The organism is Paenibacillus rhizophilus (assembly GCF_003854965.1).
In the GTDB taxonomy this organism is placed as follows: domain Bacteria; phylum Bacillota; class Bacilli; order Paenibacillales; family Paenibacillaceae; genus Paenibacillus_AQ; species Paenibacillus_AQ rhizophilus.
Genome location: NZ_RQPI01000002.1, coordinates 43,446 through 61,983 on the forward strand (window position 1 = coordinate 43,446; position 18,538 = coordinate 61,983).

General features: G+C 52.3%; 19 protein-coding genes. 1 reads left to right on the forward strand and 18 read right to left on the reverse strand.

Annotated features, from left to right (window positions below; all coding sequences use genetic code 11):
• Positions 1–247 precede the first annotated feature (247 nt).
• Positions 248–1,453: a glycosyltransferase family 8 protein gene (locus EH198_RS05610; RefSeq protein ID WP_124694571.1), complete on the forward strand. Its 1,206-nt coding sequence runs from the start codon at positions 248–250 to the stop codon at positions 1,451–1,453.
• Between the two features lie 83 nt (positions 1,454–1,536).
• Here the strand turns inward: EH198_RS05610 and EH198_RS05615 are convergent, their stop codons facing one another.
• The 18 genes from EH198_RS05615 to EH198_RS05700 form a co-directional block, all read right to left on the reverse strand.
• Positions 1,537–1,953: a VOC family protein gene (locus tag EH198_RS05615; RefSeq protein ID WP_124694572.1), complete on the reverse strand. Its 417-nt coding sequence runs from the start codon at positions 1,951–1,953 to the stop codon at positions 1,537–1,539.
• 61 nt (positions 1,954–2,014) lie between these two features.
• On the reverse strand, positions 2,015–2,884 hold the full coding sequence (locus EH198_RS05620) for an arylamine N-acetyltransferase family protein (RefSeq protein WP_124694573.1): 870 nt from the start codon (positions 2,882–2,884) through the stop codon (positions 2,015–2,017).
• A gap of 31 nt (positions 2,885–2,915) precedes the next feature.
• A complete protein-coding gene (locus tag EH198_RS25305; RefSeq protein ID WP_124694574.1) occupies positions 2,916–3,563 on the reverse strand; it encodes an alpha/beta fold hydrolase in 648 nt (215 codons plus the stop codon).
• Positions 3,564–3,791: 228 nt separating this feature from the next.
• Entirely contained in the window at positions 3,792–4,907 is a 1,116-nt protein-coding gene (gene tnpB, locus EH198_RS05630) for an IS200/IS605 family element RNA-guided endonuclease TnpB (RefSeq protein WP_124694575.1), read from the reverse strand.
• Positions 4,908–5,322: 415 nt separating this feature from the next.
• Complete coding sequence (locus EH198_RS05635; RefSeq protein WP_124694576.1) at positions 5,323–6,813, reverse strand: cobyric acid synthase; 1,491 nt, start codon at positions 6,811–6,813, stop codon at positions 5,323–5,325.
• A 13-nt stretch (positions 6,814–6,826) separates the two neighbouring features.
• Entirely contained in the window at positions 6,827–7,423 is a 597-nt protein-coding gene (locus EH198_RS05640) for a histidine phosphatase family protein (RefSeq protein ID WP_185702769.1), read from the reverse strand.
• A complete protein-coding gene (cobD, locus tag EH198_RS05645; RefSeq protein ID WP_124694578.1) occupies positions 7,408–8,529 on the reverse strand; it encodes a threonine-phosphate decarboxylase CobD in 1,122 nt (373 codons plus the stop codon). The genes EH198_RS05640 and cobD overlap by 16 nt, the downstream gene beginning before the upstream one ends.
• Before the next feature lie 17 nt (positions 8,530–8,546).
• Positions 8,547–9,320 (reverse strand): adenosylcobinamide-GDP ribazoletransferase, encoded by a 774-nt coding sequence (cobS, locus tag EH198_RS05650; protein ID WP_124694579.1) that lies wholly within the window; start codon positions 9,318–9,320, stop codon positions 8,547–8,549.
• Entirely contained in the window at positions 9,317–10,276 is a 960-nt protein-coding gene (gene cbiB / locus EH198_RS05655) for an adenosylcobinamide-phosphate synthase CbiB (RefSeq protein WP_185702786.1), read from the reverse strand. The genes cobS and cbiB overlap by 4 nt, the downstream gene beginning before the upstream one ends.
• A gap of 15 nt (positions 10,277–10,291) precedes the next feature.
• A complete protein-coding gene (cobU, locus tag EH198_RS05660) occupies positions 10,292–10,912 on the reverse strand; it encodes a bifunctional adenosylcobinamide kinase/adenosylcobinamide-phosphate guanylyltransferase (protein ID WP_221621488.1) in 621 nt (206 codons plus the stop codon).
• Positions 10,913–10,937: 25 nt separating this feature from the next.
• Positions 10,938–11,495, reverse strand: coding sequence for a cob(I)yrinic acid a,c-diamide adenosyltransferase (gene cobO, locus EH198_RS05665; protein ID WP_124694582.1), 558 nt, complete (start codon positions 11,493–11,495; stop codon positions 10,938–10,940).
• Positions 11,482–12,894, reverse strand: a complete 1,413-nt coding sequence (locus EH198_RS05670; protein ID WP_124694583.1) for a cobyrinic acid a,c-diamide synthase CobB — start codon at positions 12,892–12,894, stop codon at positions 11,482–11,484. The genes cobO and EH198_RS05670 overlap by 14 nt, the downstream gene beginning before the upstream one ends.
• The gene (locus EH198_RS05675; protein ID WP_124694584.1) at positions 12,891–14,000 is read right to left on the reverse strand and encodes a cobalt-precorrin 5A hydrolase; all 1,110 of its coding nucleotides are present in this window, start codon (positions 13,998–14,000) and stop codon (positions 12,891–12,893) included. The genes EH198_RS05670 and EH198_RS05675 overlap by 4 nt, the downstream gene beginning before the upstream one ends.
• Positions 13,993–14,787 (reverse strand): precorrin-4 C(11)-methyltransferase, encoded by a 795-nt coding sequence (gene cobM / locus EH198_RS05680; protein ID WP_124694585.1) that lies wholly within the window; start codon positions 14,785–14,787, stop codon positions 13,993–13,995. The genes EH198_RS05675 and cobM overlap by 8 nt, the downstream gene beginning before the upstream one ends.
• Positions 14,787–15,509, reverse strand: a complete 723-nt coding sequence (gene cobI, locus EH198_RS05685; protein WP_124694586.1) for a precorrin-2 C(20)-methyltransferase — start codon at positions 15,507–15,509, stop codon at positions 14,787–14,789. The genes cobM and cobI overlap by 1 nt, the downstream gene beginning before the upstream one ends.
• A complete protein-coding gene (gene cbiE, locus EH198_RS05690; protein WP_124694587.1) occupies positions 15,506–16,759 on the reverse strand; it encodes a precorrin-6y C5,15-methyltransferase (decarboxylating) subunit CbiE in 1,254 nt (417 codons plus the stop codon). Before cbiE ends, cobI begins: the two co-directional genes overlap by 4 nt.
• On the reverse strand, positions 16,752–17,861 hold the full coding sequence (locus EH198_RS05695; protein WP_124694588.1) for a cobalt-precorrin-5B (C(1))-methyltransferase: 1,110 nt from the start codon (positions 17,859–17,861) through the stop codon (positions 16,752–16,754). Before EH198_RS05695 ends, cbiE begins: the two co-directional genes overlap by 8 nt.
• Before the next feature lie 17 nt (positions 17,862–17,878).
• Positions 17,879–18,529 carry a precorrin-8X methylmutase gene (locus tag EH198_RS05700; RefSeq protein ID WP_124694589.1) on the reverse strand — a complete coding sequence of 217 codons (651 nt, stop codon included), beginning with the start codon at positions 18,527–18,529 and terminating at the stop codon, positions 17,879–17,881.
• Between the last annotated feature and the right edge of the window lie 9 nt (positions 18,530–18,538).

The following is an 18,538-nucleotide window of genomic DNA, read 5'->3' on the forward strand; positions in this document are numbered from 1 at the left end:
TCGATTCTCTCCAACAAAATAGATTTTACTTTCTGAGGATACGAGGTGCAGTCGCATTATACCTTATAATCGGTTGCCTTTGAAGTCCTTTTCTATAAGGGAGATGAAAGCTGCAATTTCAATCGTCTGATTTTTGTCACTCATGAAATTGGGTCAATTACTTAGGAGAAATGCCCTTATCACTCGTTCGTGACAAACGTATAATGTGGTACATTCGTACAATAACGTTTATGAGAGGATAAATCAGATGATCGAACTAGTCTTGGCTTTTCACGATAAGGATGGGAAGTATGCTGAGCACGCCGGGGTCGTTCTAGCGTCAGTTTTTCATAATACAAATTCCCCTATTAATGTTCACATTTTGCATGATGAGACGCTAAACGAAGAGAACCAGCGAAAACTCATTGAATTAGCCACCGGATATAACCAGACGATTAATTTCTATTCCATGACTCTACCCTATGATCTGCTTCAGGTAATGGCCGGTATTGGCTCAATTAACGCCTGGACGCAGGCCTGCATGTATCGATTGCTTCTTCCCGCATTAATTCCGGTAGACAAAATCATTTATCTGGACTGCGATGTTTTGGTAAACATGGACATTGCGGAGCTGTGGCAAGTAGACTTGGGTGAAGGTTATTTGGCCGCAATCAAGGATCAGGGCATTATGGAAGTGGCGCATATTATCAGCTCCAAGGGGTTAAATCCAGAGCTTTATTTTAATTCCGGAGTTATTTTATTTTCCTTGAGTAATATCCGCAAAAATGTTGGCTGGTACGAAGAAACGCTTAACTTTTTTCGGAATTCCCCCGATACCAGCATGCCTGATCAGGATGCATTAAATGTAGTTTACGGAAGAAATTACGTCCCGTTGGATTTGCGTTTTAATTTATTTAGCATGGGCGTTACCGATCATGACTTTAATAATAAAATTGTCCATTTTGCGGGAACCGAAAAGTGCTGGGACAATAATTCTTCAGGCGCGGAATTGTACCGGAATTACCTCGACCTGACACCGTGGAGGCAACAGGCACCTGAAAATACGGCGGAAGCAGATCCCCCTGAAGTACATCCGGCTGAAGTGCATCCAGAAGTACAACCATTTGAAGCGCATCCAGTTGGAGTGCATCCTCCTGTTCAAGTACATCCTGCTCATATACATCCTGCTAATACGAAGCAAAAAATCAGGAAACGCAAGACGATAAGCGCGAAGAGATACCGGAAACGTATGAATAACACAACTTCCTATAACAACTTGAAACGAAGAGGTCGAAAAGTTTCCCAGGGAAAGCTCCCGTATAAAAGAAGCGATAGAATGAAAGGCAGACGAACGGAGACCATTCTGATTTCTTTAGACAGTTTGAAATTGATCAGACAGAGCGGAAGACATATGGATAATCAGAGCACAGAGACAAGTTCGACGCCATTTCTGCCGTTAAGAAAGTTTAATTAACTCAAAGAAGCCGCGTTCTTGGACGCGGCCTTTCATTTATCTTATAGCGGAGCCACGGGGCTAACAACGCTTTCTTTTCACTATTACACCGAGCCAAGGTTGAACTGCCATACCACACCGAACTTGTCCGACAGACTTCCGTAACATTTGCTCCAAAAGGTCTCTTGAAGCTCCATGCCTACTTTTCCGCCTTCTTTGAGTTTCCCGAAAGCAGATTGCAAGGCTTCAATGTCTTCGGTCACTAGAGCAAGGTTTATATTACTTCCTACCACAAAAGGCATGCCGGGAAAAACATCGGAAAACATAACATTGCTTCCGAAAATGTCAAGCTGGGTATGCATGATTAAGTTTTTTGCTTCCTCCGGAAGCGGATATTCCGGGTTCGGGGGCATCTCCCCAAAGGTCATCAGTTTAGGCTCCTCCGTCCCAAAAACCTGTGCGTAAAACTCTACAGCTTCACGACAATTGCCATTAAAATTCAGATAAGCGTTAACAGCCATTTGGCAAGCTCCTTTATTTTAAATTTGTTATTTCAATAATACATCATGTCATAAAAAGGAATCAATCATACCATCTAGTTGTTGATTTTTTCCATTCTTCATGGTTCCTCAGTACTTTCTTCCATAGATCATCCCGCTCTTGGCTGGAATAGTTAACGAGGTGTTCACCAAAAATATCCCCCAGCACTTCAAACCATTGCGATTTGTTACGTATCTCTACTTTCTCAACACCCGTTTTCTCCCGTTTGCTCCAGATACAACCTCTAAGTTCATTGCTTCCTGAAGCATGCCTATGCTGAATAAGGAACAGATTCATCCAAGGTGATTCCGCTGACCGACTATAATGATCGTGTTTCTGCTCGAACTCTTTCATATTAAGCACAGCCTCGGGAGCAAAATCCACTCCAATGAACGGAGCGGGAAGATCCTGCTCCAATCTCCAACCGTTCTTGACTACTCCGGATTCCTTGACTTTATATGTAAAAGGCCCCTGTTCATAGGCTCCTGCATGAAGCGGAAGCGGTTCATAGGGCATATCCCCCAGACCAACATCAACAATCCAGCTCTCGTTCTCCTGTTCATTGTCCATGCTTACGGTTAATCCAAGGTGAAAAGAGTCTATCCGAGGTTCTTCTCCCACTGGCTGGACGCCGCCCCTATGCCATGAAACCTGATAACCCAAGGAACGAAGGAGTGCGCTAAACGCTCCATTGAGGTGAAAACAATAACCGCTTCTGCGGTTTATCATAAGTTGTACGGATTCTCTGACATCGATAGAAACCGGCCTTCCGGCAAAAATATCGACGGTTTCCCATGGAATGTTTTTCACATGAGCTCTGTGAAGTTCAAATAAATAAGATTGGGTAGGCGGCTGAATATCGTTAATCCCTATTCTTGCTAAATAAGCCTTTATTTCTTCTTTCTTCAGCATTGCTTCTATTGTCACCCCTTATATAGTCGGGTTACAGCAATTTTGAGATTTTCTTAATAAATAAGTTAACTTCAGCAATATACTTATCTTCTTCCTCATCAGGAATCATGTGTCCAGACTGCAGAAAGTCAACAACTTGGCAAGAAGGAAAGGATTGAGTATACAATTGCAAGGTTTCATCAGAAATATTCGATGGAATAACGGATTCCTTATTTTTACCGACAAAAAGAGTTACGGGTAACTGTATTTGCGATAATTGCGGAGAAAAGTCTACTTCCTTCGCATCATTTCCCAGCCCCTCAAGCGCTTCCGAGCGGATGAAGTTTAAAATAGGAACCTGTAAGTAAACAATTTCACACCACATTTGTACAGTTTCTGCTGTAAGACTTCTATGTATAGGTGGTTGGTCCACAAGTATAAGACCCTGCATATTATGTTGATTCTGTATACTCCACCCAAGGGCGTAAGATGCTCCTCTAGAAAATCCTAGCACGCAGTATTTCTGAAGTTCACAATGTTTAACAATCGTTTCAATATCAGTAAGGTGATCCGTAAGATCATAGCCTGATTGGGGCGTCGAGCTTAGACCTCGACCACGAAAGCTAAACGCGACAACATGACTCGAAATCCCAGACAGAAGGGGTATCGCTCTCTCCCGCAGGTTCCCATAATCCGCCAATAATCAGAAGTGATGGCACATTAGGAGAAGCAACTTCGTTCTCCAGCACATGCAAAGCTACTGATTCATTATTGACAAAAAAGCTTCTCATCCGTTATACCTCCATAGATAATTGAACACTCCCCTCCCCTACGCTGAGGCTTAGAGGAAGGAGATTCTTGGGTAGTCCCTTCTACCAAAGAGAAGTTTACCAAGCTAACCCTGCCGTTCCGGCAGTTCGTGTAAGATTCACACCTCAAGGAGTCTTCTGCCTTCGGCCAGAATATTTAGACTGGCATTCAAGTCCCGGTCATGGCCGGTTCCACACGACGGGCATGTCCATTTGCGAACGTTTAGATTCTTAACCTCTTGGTTCCAGTAGCCGCAGCAAGAACATAATTGGGAGGATGCAAAGGTACGGCCTACGGTAACCAATACTCGACCATACCATGCACATTTATATTCCAGCATCTTACGAAACAGGGACCAGGAGGCTTCACTAATCGCATTGGATAGCTTCTTGTTTGTGAGCAGGTTTCGGACTGGCAAGTCTTCAATCGCAATCCTGTCGTGGTTTTTAACGATGTGCGTGGAGACTTTATCCAGGTAATCTTTCCTTGCATTGCTGATGTCTTCATATATCCGAGCTACTTTAATCCGCTGTTTGTTCCAGTTCGAGCCGCCCTTCATCCGGCGTGAGAGCTTGCGCTGGGCTTTGGCCAGTTTATTCTCCAAGGTACGAAAGAATTTGGGATTGCCAAACACTTCACCACTCGACAAAACCGCAAAATCCTTGAGTCCTACGTCAATGCCAACCTCCGAATGGACTGGGGGCAGTGCCTGCACTTCCGTTTCCGCAAGTACGGATACAAAGTATTTTCCTGAGGGATTGCGCCGAATGGTGGCATGCATGATGCGCCCGATCACTTCCCGACTTTTGGCGAACTTCACCCATCCTAGTTTAGGAAGCTTGATGCGGCTGCCTGCAATACTCACTTCCGGAGACTGGCTTTTCCTTTGGATCTGTGTGGTGTAGGATTGCACCGGATTCTTCTTGCTTTTAAAACAAGGAGCGTCGTTCTGCTTTTCAAAATATCGTTTATACGCATCGGCAAGATGTTTAAGCGCCGATTGCAAAGCGGTGCTGTCTACTTCGCCTAGCCACGCCAATTCTTGTTTGAGCCCGGTTAATTCGGCTGATGAGGAATTGTAGGTTAAGCCTTTGCCTGTCTTCTGGAAAGCATCCCTCCACCGAGCCAGAAAACGATTGTATACAAAACGGCTGCACCCAATCGTCTTGTTTATGACTGAAACTTGTTTGGGTGTGGGATAGATGCGGAATTTGTAGGCCTTTTTGATCAACATAGACTTGGCCCCCCCGTTCACCTCAAATTATAGCCGAACACAAGTTCTTATTCAAGAAATTTCCAGGAAAAAAAGTTGCTTCCAGGCGAGAGGGACACGAAAGGAAAGCGTGGAAGGCGAATTCAATCGAAGAGGAGCACAAATCGGAGCTTAGGAGACTTGAAGATGTCGGACAATTCAGAGGGCCCAAGACCCTCCCTTGTCCGAAGTCGATTCATCCCCTGCCTACAGTGGAAGGGGTCTTCTCTCCTATTTCTGATAAAACTAATAATATCTTCTCCCAGAAAAGTATTGAAGCATAATAATCACATCAGTTCATCGCTTCCGCAATATCCATTGTCTGGAAGGTTTGTTTTTGACTAAAAGGAAAAGAACCCGAACCATTTCCGCTTTCACGGTGGCTCGGGTTCCTTACTTATTTTAATCCGGCAATCCGGTATATTTTGTCTACATCGAGATGCGCTCTGATATGGTCGGCCAATCGATCGAACGCTGCCGTTTTGCGGCTCTGGAAATGGATGCCCGTTTGAAGAGGGGCAAGCCCTTTTTCTTGCCGGATCAGATTAAGCCATCTACGCCGGAATTCATCGTTTTCGAATATTCCGTGCAGATACGTCCCCCATATCCTCCCGTCGGCCGACAGCATGCCATCTTCATGATCTCCGATCTGAAACAGCCCTTCCACGGGTTCCAGCTTCTCCGTTTTGCCCATATGAATTTCGTAGCCCTCCACGGAAAAGCCTTGCAGCTCCACCCATTTCGGATGATTACAAGCTACAGTTCCCCGGACTCTCTCCGTTCGTTTATCCGAATAAAATACCGTTTCCGCCGGCAAATATCCCAGTCCAGCCGCTTCCCCTTCTTCCGACTCCACTTGATGCGGATCGCTCAGCCTCGCCCCCAGCATCTGGTATCCGCCGCAAATGCCCACAAGACGGGTTCCGGACTCGACCTTTTTGCTTACAGCTTCCGCCAGTCCCGATTCCCGTAAAAATCCCAGGTCGGCCAGTGTATTCTTCGTTCCAGGCAGCAGAATGACATCGGGATTGCCCAGTTCCTCAGGACTCTGTACATAACGCACCTGTACCTCTGGTTCAGCCCCGAGCGGGTCGGTATCCGTAAAGTTGGAAATCCGGGGTAACCGAATAACAGCGACATCGATGTCGGCATCCGGTTTCAGGTTATCCTCCTGATGATCCAGGGCCACCGAATCCTCGGCCTCGATATCGATCCCGTTCAGGTGGGGGACTACGCCAAGGACAGGTATCCCCGTACGCTGCTCCAGCCAGTCGAGCCCGGGCTGCAGGATCGTAACATCCCCCCGGAATTTGTTGATAATGAAGCCTTTTACCCGGTTCCGCTCATGCTCTTCAAGCAGCTCCAGCGTTCCGACGATAGAGGCAAACACACCGCCGCGGTCAATATCTGCGACCAGAACAACCGGAGCATCCGCCCACTCCGCCAGACGCATATTGACAATATCCCGGTCCTTCAAATTGATTTCCGCCGGGCTTCCCGCACCTTCGATGACGATCACATCATACTCAGACTTCAAGCGGTCAAGGGCGTCCCGAACAATTGTACCCGCTATGGGCAAGTACTCCTCACGGTAGCGCCGGGCGCTCATTTCCGCATGGGGCCTGCCGTGGACGACAACCTGGGCAGTCATATCCCTTGTCGGTTTGATAAGAATGGGGTTCATGTCCGTTGTAGCCGTAATCCCGCAGGCTTCCGCCTGAACGCCCTGCGCCCGGCCGATCTCTTTGCCGCATAACGTAACGTAGGAGTTCAGCGCCATATTTTGCGATTTGTAAGGCGCCGTCTTGAACCCGTCCTGATAAAAAATTCGGCACACCGCCGTGGTGATAATGCTTTTGCCTACGTCAGATGCTGTCCCCTGGAACATGATCGTTTTCGCTTTACTCAGTTTCCCTCACCTCTTGACCATCGCATTCAGTCCACTCCCCATGCTTAAGGGGATTCTCCCAGAATGGCTTCTTCCCGATATGCTCGAGCCATGAATTAATGACTCCGCCATGGGTAACAATCAGAATCCTGCTGTAGTCCTGCCCGCTCACTTCCTTCATAAAATGGCATATCCGGCTGCGGACATCGGATAGCGATTCTTTCCCGCCGGGCGGGGTCTGCGTCTCCATCTGCTCGTACCACCGGGTCATTTCTTCGGGAAAGCGGGCCATCGCTTCTTCATAAGTCAATCCTTCAATCCAGCCGAAATCCGTTTCTTTCAGCCTCGCATCCTCAAATAATGGAGGTCGGCTTTGGCCTGCATCATATACCGCCCGCTGCACTTCGCAAGCTGTCTCGCGGGCTCTCCACAGATCGCTGCAATAAATGGCATCCAAACGGAAGTGCACCAATGCGCTGCCGAGCTCCTTCGCCTGATGCCTACCCAGCTCATTTAACGGCTGATCCGTATGTCCGATGTAGCGCCGCTGCGCATTCCAATCCGTAGCTCCATGCCTGGCAAAAATAATCTTGGTTAGCGGGACGTCCAATCTGTCCCCTCCGCTTCCTGCCGATTGCAGAGAGCGCCGCGCAGCGCGGCAATCAAGCGTTCATTCTCCATGCATGTTCTAACCGCAATCCTAAAGTACCGCGTATCAAGACCGGCAAAGCCTGTGCACCCGCGAATCAGAATGCCTTCCTTCCCCAATGTGAGCTGCAAGTCCGAGGCATCCGGCCCCGTCGCGCCAGTGCGAACCAGAATAAAATTGGCTTTGCCCGGAAACGGCAGGCAGCCGATTCGCTTTAATTCCTCTTCAAGCCAAGCCCGCTCCACGGCGATGAGCCGCTTCGTGCGCATTTCGTATTCGTTCTGCTTTAATGCGAACACCCCGGCTTTTTGCGCCAAATGATTAACGCTCCAAGGCACCTGCAGCTTCCGAATAAACGAGATATTGTCCGGATGGGCTACGGCGTAACCAAGGCGCAATCCGGGAATGCCATAAAATTTGGTCATGGACCGAATAACGATCACATGCCTGGAATATGCCGCCTCGCGTATGAAAGACAGCTCTCTCTCGTCCTCGAAAAAGTCAATGAACGCCTCGTCGAGAACGAGTATGGTATTATGCGTTACGGCTGTGTCCGCAAGACGAACCACGGCGTCCCTGTGAAGCCACTGTCCCGTAGGATTGTTGGGCTGCCCAATAAACAACAGGTCCGCTTCTTTGCAGGCGGCGAGCAGCGCTTCCTCGGGAATGGCGAAGCCGTCTTCCGCAGAGGCGGGAACGGATAGAATTTCGGCACCGGCTTTTAACGCGGCTTCCGCATATTCCAGAAACGCCGGATCGACCACCGCCACTTTACCCGGCTTAAACCCTCGCACGATCAAATCAATGACTTCGGCGGCTCCGTTGCCAACCAGAATGGAAGCAGGATCAATATTGTATTTTTGCGAAATGGCTCTTCGCAGTTCCCGGGATTCAGGGTCGGGATAGTGAACCAGCCCCGCCCATTCCTCCTGAAGAATATCCTTTAACCCCGGCGGCGGGCCTAAGGGATTAATATTCGCGCTGAAATCAAGTATTTCCCGGACCGGAACTCCAAACAGTTCCACCGCCGTAGCCAAGTCCCCTCCATGGCCGTTTCGCTCAAGCATGCCTTTCCCCCCTTGTTTTAGAACGAGATATATACCGCAGCCAGCAGACCCACGGTCTCTACCAGCTCGTTTAAAGCTCCATACGTATCCCCGGTTAAACCTCCAAGCCGCCGGATAAAATAACTGACGCACAACCAGGCAGTAGTAGCTTGAACGCCGATGAGCCAGATCGATCCGAAGGAAGGCCAGAGAATAACCGGGAACAGCAGCAGCAGCAAGGCTCCTGCAAGATAACCGGCATGAGCTTCTTGGAACAGCCCTCCCATGCCTTGCTCCCCTCCAATATAAGGCCGCCGGACAATCGCAGCCACCATAGCCCCCCGGCTCACGGCCGGAACGGTCAGCAGCAAGCAGAGCAGCATGCTCCCGGATATCGAGCCCTGCCGCAGTCTGTCAAGCAGAGTCCAAAGGGAAGCCCACTTCACTATCAGCACGAAGAACGCCGCCAAAACACCCATTGCTCCTACACGGCTGTCCTTCATGATCGCCAGCATCTGCTCACGCGGCCGATGGCTTCCGAGACCGTCCGCCGTATCCATCAATCCGTCCAGATGCAATCCGCCGGTCAGAAGGGTCCAAATGAGCAGCAGTACAGCCGCATCGAGAGGAGGAGCGCCAGATGACAGCACCACCAAAGCCAGATAAAGAATAGCACCGATGACAAACCCTACAACCGGATAAAACAGTACACTCCGGCTTACATAGCGCTTGTCATATTCCACTTGAACGGGAATCGGGAGCCGGGTAAGAAACTGGAATGCCACAATTAAAGAAACCAGCCATTGTCTCATCTTTTCTCTCCAATATAAAGACTTCCCGCAGCGACCAGCAGCAGGATCACGATGATTGCCGCGGTCAGCCTCAGAATTCTTATCGTCTGCCGGATATCTTCCGCTGCAAATTCCCTGACGGCGGTTCCCATTCTGGCTCTCTCCGATACAATGCCGCCATAGCTGTTGAACCCGCCGAGCTGAATCCCCAGCGCTCCGGCGACTGCGGCCTCAGGGATGCCGCTGTTCGGGCTCGGATGCTTCGCGGCATCGCGACGCATGGCCTGCCAAGCCCTTCCGGCATTCAGCCCTTTCGTCATAAGCGCCGCCGCCCAGAGCAGCAGCCCCGTTATTCTGGCAGGGATATAATTCAGCACATCGTCAAGCCTGGCGGAAGCCCAGCCGAAATACCGGTATTTATCGTTCTTATAGCCGACCATCGAATCCAGGGTATTCACCGCACGGTACAGTAAAGCCAGGGGAGCCCCGCCGATCAGCGCATAGAACAGAGGAGCAACCACGGCATCGACAATATTCTCGGCGACCGTCTCCACGGTGGCTCTCGTGACTTCCCGTTCCGTTAAAGAATGCGTTTCCCTGCCCACAATGTAGCCGACATAGGTTCTGGCGCTGTCCAAATCCCCCTTGACCAATGGACGGAAGACCTGCATGGCCGCGTCACCCAAGCCTTTGATGGCAATCGTGGTTGAAATCAGCCAGACCGCCGCCAGTACCCGGATTATAGGGTGAATGAGTCCGGCAAGCCATAGAATCAGGAAAGCGGCGGCGTAAACGGCGGACAGCACCACCAGGACAAGGAGCACCCCAAGCGCTCTCTCCTTCGTCCGCCCCGTTCCCCACTTGCGCAGGGCCGATTCTGCGACGGATATGATCTTTCCTATCCCAATCACCGGATGCGGGATGCCGCGCGGGTCGCCGACCAGCAGATCAATGAAAATCGCTGTAATCACAAACATAATTCCCTGCAAAAGTTACTGCCCCTTTCCGCCGGACCGCCAGGCCGCTTCCCGTAAATTCAAAGGAATTCCGCAAACGACCAGATATACTTCATCGGCCTGTTCCGCAAGCGCCTGATTCACCTGCCCGGCAAGGTCACGGTAAACTCTGCCCAAGGGATACTCGGGAACAAGAGAGTCGCCTACTTCATTGGTAACGAGAACCGATGAAAAAGGAGCCTGCTTCAGCAGGCGGGCAAGCTCCTTGATTCGCCCAAGAATAGATTCACTATGCTCCGGCTTCATCCACCGCTCTTGTCCTGATTCATCCGGCTGTAACAGCAGGTTCGAAATCCATAAGGTAATACAATCGATCAAGACAACGGATACCTGTTCTTCCGAAAGCCGCCGGATGACCGACTCCAGCTCGTACGGCTCTTCGACCGTCCGCCATTCTGCGGGCCGCCGGTCCCGGTGCAATGCCGCCCGTCTTTTCATCTCGTCATCATAGAGCTGGGATGTGGCAATATATACGACTTCCTGCCCCCGGGTCAGTCCCAGTTCCCCGGCATACTGTTCGGCAAAACGGCTCTTGCCGCTTCGCGCCCCTCCGGTGGCAAGAATCAGCTTCTTTTCATACGACTCCGCTTCGAGCATCATTTCCTCCCTGCTGCGCCCAAGGTCAATATTCAATCCCGAGAACCGCGGGCACTCCATCATTGTAATAATGCTTAACCGCCTGAACCTCAGACACCAGGTCCGCCAGTTCCAGGATTTCCGGTTTCGCCTGACGCCCGGTCAGGACCAGATGCAAATGCTTCGGCCTTTGCCTGATTAAATCGAGTACTTCGCCAAGGGGAAGGACGTCATCAACCGGGAATTTCTCGATCGCGAGCGCATTGTTGATTTCGTCCAGTACCACTACATCCCAGTCGCCGCCAAGCACTTCTTCTCTGGCGGAAGCCCAAGCCTCCCGCAGAGCGGAGCGGTGCTCCTCCGGTGTCTTCGTCCAGGTGAATCCCACGCCAAGCTGACGGATCTCCACCCCTAGTTTACGAAGAGCGATATGTTCTCCGTATGTTCTCTGGGGTGACTTGATAAATTGCAGAATCAGCACTTTGTAGCCGCGTCCCGAAGCCCGCACCGCGAGCCCCAGAGCGGCTGTTGTTTTGCCTTTGCCGTCGCCTGTATAAACAAGGGTATAACCCTTGCGGTTCGCTCTGCGGTCAGGCTGTTCCACTAGCTTCGCCTCTTTTCCGGCTATATTGCAAGCAGCGTTGTATGAAGCGCTCCGCGACTTTCGGATTGGACGCAAAATGAAGATGCGTGTAGCCTGCCATCACATTATCCGAGTGGTAGCCTTCAAATCCCGTTCCGCGCAGACCTTTCGTTTCATAAACATAAGGGTAATCCTCCTGGTCCGCCGTCAGTTTGGAATAATGGAATTCATGGCCCCGAATGGCCTCGCCCTCTTCCATGAGCAGACAATCCCGGAGCGCCGTGGCCTCACGGTAGCCTAAAGCAGTGAGCTTATCCTGCATGGCAACATCCGCAGGGATAAGTCCGACCATGGCATGGGTTTCTCCGGCGCGGTCGGTAATCGAACGAGTAAGATACATATACCCTCCGCACTCGGCGAAGACCGGCAGCCCTTCCAGAATGCGGGCTTGCAGATCCCGCTTCACCCGGCCATCCGCCGCCAACCTGGCGGCAAACTCCTCGGGGAATCCGCCGCCGAGATAAAGACCGTCCGCATCCCCCGGCACGGTATCGCCCGCCAGGGGGCTGAAATACACCAGCCTGGCGCCATACTGCTCTAGCAGTTCCAGGTTCTCACGGTAGTAGAAATTGAACGCCGCGTCCCGGGCGACAGCAATCGTCGGCCCTGAGTCCGGGCGCGGTCCGCCGCTGAACAGCCGTTCCTTCGGCCATGCAAGCACCGGGGCTGTACCCGCCAGGGATAGCACCGACTCGATATCCACTCCGCCTTCGACCAGATCGGCCGCAAGGTCAAACAAACCGCCCAGCTCTCCCCGTTCAATGGCCGGAACCAGACCCAAATGGCGCTCGGGAATGTCCAACCCGCCGTCCCGCTGAAGCCAACCGACAACAGGAATGCCGCATTCCTGTTCAATCGCGGATTTGACGAGCTGGTAATGCCCCCGGCTTCCGCACTTGTTGACGATTACGCCGGCGATGCGGATACTCTCGTCCAGCTTCTGATACCCCAGTACGACAGCGGCCGCGCTGCGGGCCATGCTCTGCGCGTTCACAACCAGAATGACCGGACTCTCAAGCAAGGCGGAAATTTCCGCCGTGGAACCGGTATTGGACAACGGGTCCTTCCCGTCGTACAGCCCCATGACGCCCTCAATAACGGAGACATCCGCTCCTTCGGAAGCCCGGAGAAAAATTTCCTGCATCGTATCATGAGACAGCATCCAGGTGTCCAGGTTGCGCGACTGCCTGCCCGTTACGGCAGTATGATAGGTTGGATCGATATAATCCGGACCGCATTTGAAGCCCTGAACCCGAAGTCCGCGGCGCTTCAGGGCGGCCATTAACCCGATCGTAACCGTTGTTTTACCGGCGCCGCTGCCTGTTCCGGCAATGACGATACGGTTTCTGTTCCCGCTCATAGACCCACCTGCCCGCCTGGAGGGAACGGAACGCGCGCGATGGAAATGGTGACGTTGCCGCTCTTCCTTTTCTCCAGCAGCCAATCCACCGCTCCGGAAGAGCGGAGCGCCGCAGGCTCGCTGACCCCGTATGCACCCGTATATTTAAATACCGTATCGGACGGATTTTTAAGAGGAACCTGATTCAGCTCGTCCGGTGTATATAATTCAAGCTTCCACTTATACTTCCGGCACACTTCGAGGAGACCCTCTTCATCCTTTTTCAGAACGATGGTGGCCGCATTGCGCACACTTTTGACGGACAGCCGAAGCTCGGACAGTGTGCTTATGATCATCTGCTCAATCTCCTCCGCGGATGTCCCCCTGTTGCAGCCAATGCCGAGGACAAGCGTTTTGGGCCTGTACAGCACCCCATTCTTAAGCAGCGCAGCTTCTTCCTGCGGCTCGAGCAGCCGGTCTGTAACCACCAGCGACGCATCAAACTCCGCTTGCATTGCTTCTACGGCGTGACCGTAAACGGTAATATGCGGCGGAAGCGGCTTGTCATACGTCCACCACTTCGTCTCGCCCGCTTCCTGCACAACGGCGATCCGCTCCTCATTGACCACCGAAGCGCTGACGGGTGTCGCCTTGTCGAAGCTTTCGATTTCCCAGCCGAATCCGCGTCCGAACAGATCCACCGGGATCGTCCCCTGCACATCGGACGCGGTTGTGATTACAGGACGGGCGCCAAGTGCTTTCGCCACCTCGAGCGTCAACTCATTGGCGCCGCCCAGATGGCCCGAAAGCACACTGATTACATGCTGGCCGCGATCATCGATCACGATGACCGCCGGGTCCTTTTTCTTGTCTTCAAGAATCGGGGCGATCATGCGGACGACGGCTCCAAGAGAAATAATGATTATTAGTCCTGTATAGGCTTTGAACAGGTCCGGCAGAATCAGCTTTACGGACCCCTCGAACATCCGGTATCCCAGCTCCGTCTCATCGCCGCGGGCGAATTTACTCATATAGTAAAGGTCGGTTCCAGGAAATCCCGCAGCCAGGTTCCGGGCCATTTCCACCCCATGCTTGGTGATCGCGACGGCAGCATAAGGCTTAGTCATTAGCGGCCTGCCCTTTCCGGTAACCGTGGGTAAACGACTTGTCATATAACTTGGAGCGGTGTTCATCACGGTCGACCATCCCCGGGTCAAGTGCCCAGCCCGCCAGAATCATGGCATGCATCCGAATTCCGGCCTGCCGCAAATCGCTGTCAAGATGCCGGAGCGTCGTTCGCACGATTTTCTGATCCGGCCATGTGGCCCGCTGGACGACAGCTACCGGCGTGTCCTCCGACCAGCCCGCCTCCACAAACTCTTTAACCACCTTCTTAGCAAGCGTGGCGCTTAAAAACAGGGCGATCGTACAATGATGGGAGGCGAGGTCGCGGAGCTTCTCCCGTTCCGGTACGGGCGTCCGTCCTTCGGCCCGGGTCAGAATGACCGTCTGGGTCAAATCCGGCACCGTCAATTCGGCCCCCAACACGGCGGCCGCAGCAAAGACGGAGCTGACGCCCGGCACGATCTCGTAGGCGATACCGCGCTGCTTCAGCAGAACCATCTGCTCCAGGATTGCGCCGTATACGGCCGGGTCGCCTGTATGCACCCGGGCCACGCTTTTTCCGGTCAGGACGGCCTCTGCCATCACATCGACCATTTGCTCCAGATCCATCCCGGAGCTCTGCACTACCTCTGCATGACTGCCGGCACGGGAGACAAGCTGTTCGTTTACGAGCGAATCGGTATACAGGACAAGATCGGCGTTCATCAGGATGTTCAGACCTTTCACCGTAATGAGATCCGGATCTCCCGGACCGGCGCCGACAATGTACACTCTCGGTTCGAGCTTCACTATTTTTTCACCGCCATTAACGTCAAATATTCAAGCTCCTGGCCTTTTAATTCCCGCACATTTCGCCAGATCAGTTCGTCGGAAGAAGTTACTTTCATTACGACCGAAGCTTTGCCCACAAGCTCCATCTCCTCCAATAGATCGATGATCAAATCCAGCACTTTAGCCACCTTGATGAACACAACCGCATCATGGTCTTCAAGGGCTTTCTTCATTGCCTGACGGTCATTCCTGGCGGGCACAATCGCCACCTGTTCATCCCCATCGGCCAGCGGGAGTCCGAGGCGGGCGGCCGCCCCCAGGACGGAGGAAATGCCCGGAACGGAAACAACAGGGACTTCCGGATGGAGTTCCTGCACCAGGCGGGCCATATGAATAAAGGTGCTGTACAGATTAGGATCTCCTTCCGTTACAAAAGCGATATCACGCCCTTCTTTCAGGTGATCCCAGCACTGTGAAACCGTCCGGCTCCACTCCCTGTCAAGCGTGTCTTGATCCTTGGTCATGGGAAATACGAGCCCCAGCATGTTTTTCTCCGCCGTATTAATATATAATTCTACGATTTCCAAAGCATAGGATTTGCCTCCCATTCGCTTCTTCGGATAGGCAATAACCGGACATTCCTTCATTAATCGGAACGCCTTTACCGTGATTAACTCCGGGTCTCCCGGGCCTACCCCGATCCCATACAAGGTTCCTGTTTTTACTGCTGTAGTTGTCATGGTTGTTCGGTTCCCCCTCTTTCACTTCCGGGCTTCGAAAAGCCGGTGATCACATAAATGGGATTGAGTCCTTCGAAGCGGGTCATATTCAGAATCGGTTTACTGCGCGAAATCTGCACCAGCGCAATCCGGGAATCGAAGCCGTGATCGGCGAGCGCCTGCCGGCTTTCGGACAGCGTCTCGATCGTAGCCGCATTCACGACAATTCGCCCTCCCGCTTTCAGCCGGGAGCAGCAGATCCGGATCAACTCCCGCAGCTCCCCTCCGCTGCCGCCAATAAACACCGCATCCGGATCGGGAAGCTGATCCAAGCCATTCGGGGCTTTGTCATGAATCACCGTGAAATCGGCATGGAATTTCTTCCGGTTCAGCTCAATATTCTCTATATCTCCGGCGTTTTTCTCGATGGCAAACACCTGTCCGTAAGGCGCCGACAACGTACACTCGACAGATACCGATCCGGAGCCGGCTCCAATGTCCCACACGACGCTGTCTTTTCTGAGCGTAAGTTCGGCCAGGCTGAGTACCCGGACTTCCTTCTTGGTAATCAATCCTTTTTCCGGCTTGCGCTGATAAAATTCCTCGTCCTCTATGCCAAATCCGAACTGCGGTGCCGTAAACCCGGGCTTTCGGCGCAGGATGACAACATTCAGGGGTGAAAATTCCGACCGGGACATCTCTTCCAACGTCCAGAATCCGCATCTTTCATGCTCGCCGCCCAAATTTTCCGCAACAAAAGCGTCATATTCATTGATCCCAAAATCGATCAGATAACGGGCAATTGCGGACGGACTGTTTTCGTGATCGGTTAAAAGAGCAATCTTTTCCTTGCCGCTGACTTTCTGTGCCAGCCCTTTCATCGTTCGGCCGTGGACGCTTTCCATTGCGGCATCCTGCCAGCTTTCGCCCATTCTAGCAAAGGCCAATTGCACTGAGCTTACATGAGGATGGATTTCTACCGCATCCACACCCAGCTTCTTCACCATGAAACTTGCGATACCGTAAAACAACGGATCACCGGAAGCCAGCACGACGACATCTTTGTCCGCCCTTAGTTCAGCCAGTTGTTCGACAGTGCTTCCCAGCCCTCCCTTCAATATAAAGGTTTCTCCACCGTGACCGGGGAAAAAGGACAGATGTCTCTCACCGCCGGCAAGCACATCCGCCCGATGAATCCATTCGAGGGAAGCTGCGGACAGCCCCATGGGGCCTTCGTCTCCGATACCGATAATCTTGATGCGCCTATCCACTATGTTCCTCCCTCCCCAATATCTCGCCTTTCATCGTGACCAGCACGATTTCAACCGTTACTCCTCCCCCGATGTGCTCAAGACAGTGACGGCAGGCGTATTCGCTTAATTTATCAAAAAAACCAGGCAGGCCCGCCTCGATAACGAGCTCGGCGGCTTGAGTCGCTGTGTTGCACTCCAGAATCGCCTCCTGCAGTTCGGGTGTGGCACCCGTCTCTGCGGCGGCTCTGGCCAGAAAACCGAAATCGACGGCGGCGCTTTTGGAGTGAACCATCATCACGCCCTGAGCTACCTTTGAGAATTTACCGATCATGCCGACAAGGCTGATGGTTCTCATTCCGAGGCGTTTGGCATGCTGCAGAGAGAAGCCGACGAAGTCGCCCATCTGAATAAAAGACTCCTCACTAAGCTCCGGGTTTAACTTCATCGCGTATTTCTCGCTGCTGCCTCCTGTGGTCAGAACAACCTGAGTGCAGCCGGAAGCTCTGGCCACCTGCATGGCTTGAATAATACTCGCCTTATACGCCGACGTGGAAAATGGCACCACTGTCCCCCGCGTACCCAAAATCGATATTCCGCCGATAATGCCCAGACGGCCGTTCAATGTCTTCTTGGCGATTTCTTCTCCGCCGGGCACGGAAATCACTACTTTAACGCCGCGGTCAATCCCGAACTCCTCCAGGACTTCCTGAACTTCCTTCCGGATCATCCGGCGGGGAACCGGATTGATGGCCGCTTCGCCTACCGGGATCGGAAGCCCCGGCTTGGTTACGCGCCCCACCCCGACGCCCCCATCAAGTTCGATGCCGCTGCCGTCTATCCATGCCGCCGTGGCGACAATTCTCGCCTTATGCGTAGCGTCCGGATCATCGCCCGCGTCCTTGATCGTGGCGCATGTCGCCGTATCCGCACTGAATTCACCATCTATGATCGTAAACGTATGGAAAAATCCAGCGGGCAGCCAGATAGTCGATTCATTAACCCGGGTATGGGTGGACAGCATCATGACCGCGGCTTTCGCCGCCGCAGCCGCGCAAGCGCCCGTTGTAAATCCGTGCCGCATCTCTTTAGGATTATTCTCTGGTTCCACAAAATCGCTCATGAGATCCCTTCCCTGATTTACGCTTTTTTCTCCGCCATAACGGCAAGGGCATTAACAGCGGCCACTACAACCGTACTGCCGCCCTTCCGCCCAAGGTTGGTAATAAACGGTATATCGAGCTTGCGGAGCTCATCCTTCGATTCCGCAGCAGACACAAAGCCTACAGGCATACCGATAATTAGATCCGGCTTTGCTTCCCCTTCCTTAACCATGCGGATCAATTCAAGAAGCGCGGTAGGGGCGTTGCCGATAGCGTAAATTCCGCCCTCCACTTCACGCACCGCTTTACGCATGGAAATGATGGCGCGGGTTGTATTTAGCCTTTTCGCTTCCTCCATCACATCGGGGTCCGAAATGTAGACGTCGACGCTTCCGCCAAACTTTTGAATGCGCGGCTTGCTGATACCTACCTGGACCATCTGCACATCGGCAACGATTCTTTTTCCGCCGCGAATGGCCGCTATTCCCGCTTCAACCGCTCTCGGGTGAAATACAATATTGCTGCCAAGCTCGAAGTCCGCCGAGGCATGGATGATTCGCTGGACGACCGGGTACTGCTCGGGTGTAAAGGGATGTTCGCCCAGTTCTTCCGTGATGATCTCGAAGCTTTTGCTCTCAATTTCCTGAGGCTGCACAGTCAGCGGTTTAAATTCCGTCTTAAAATCCATAACATTTCT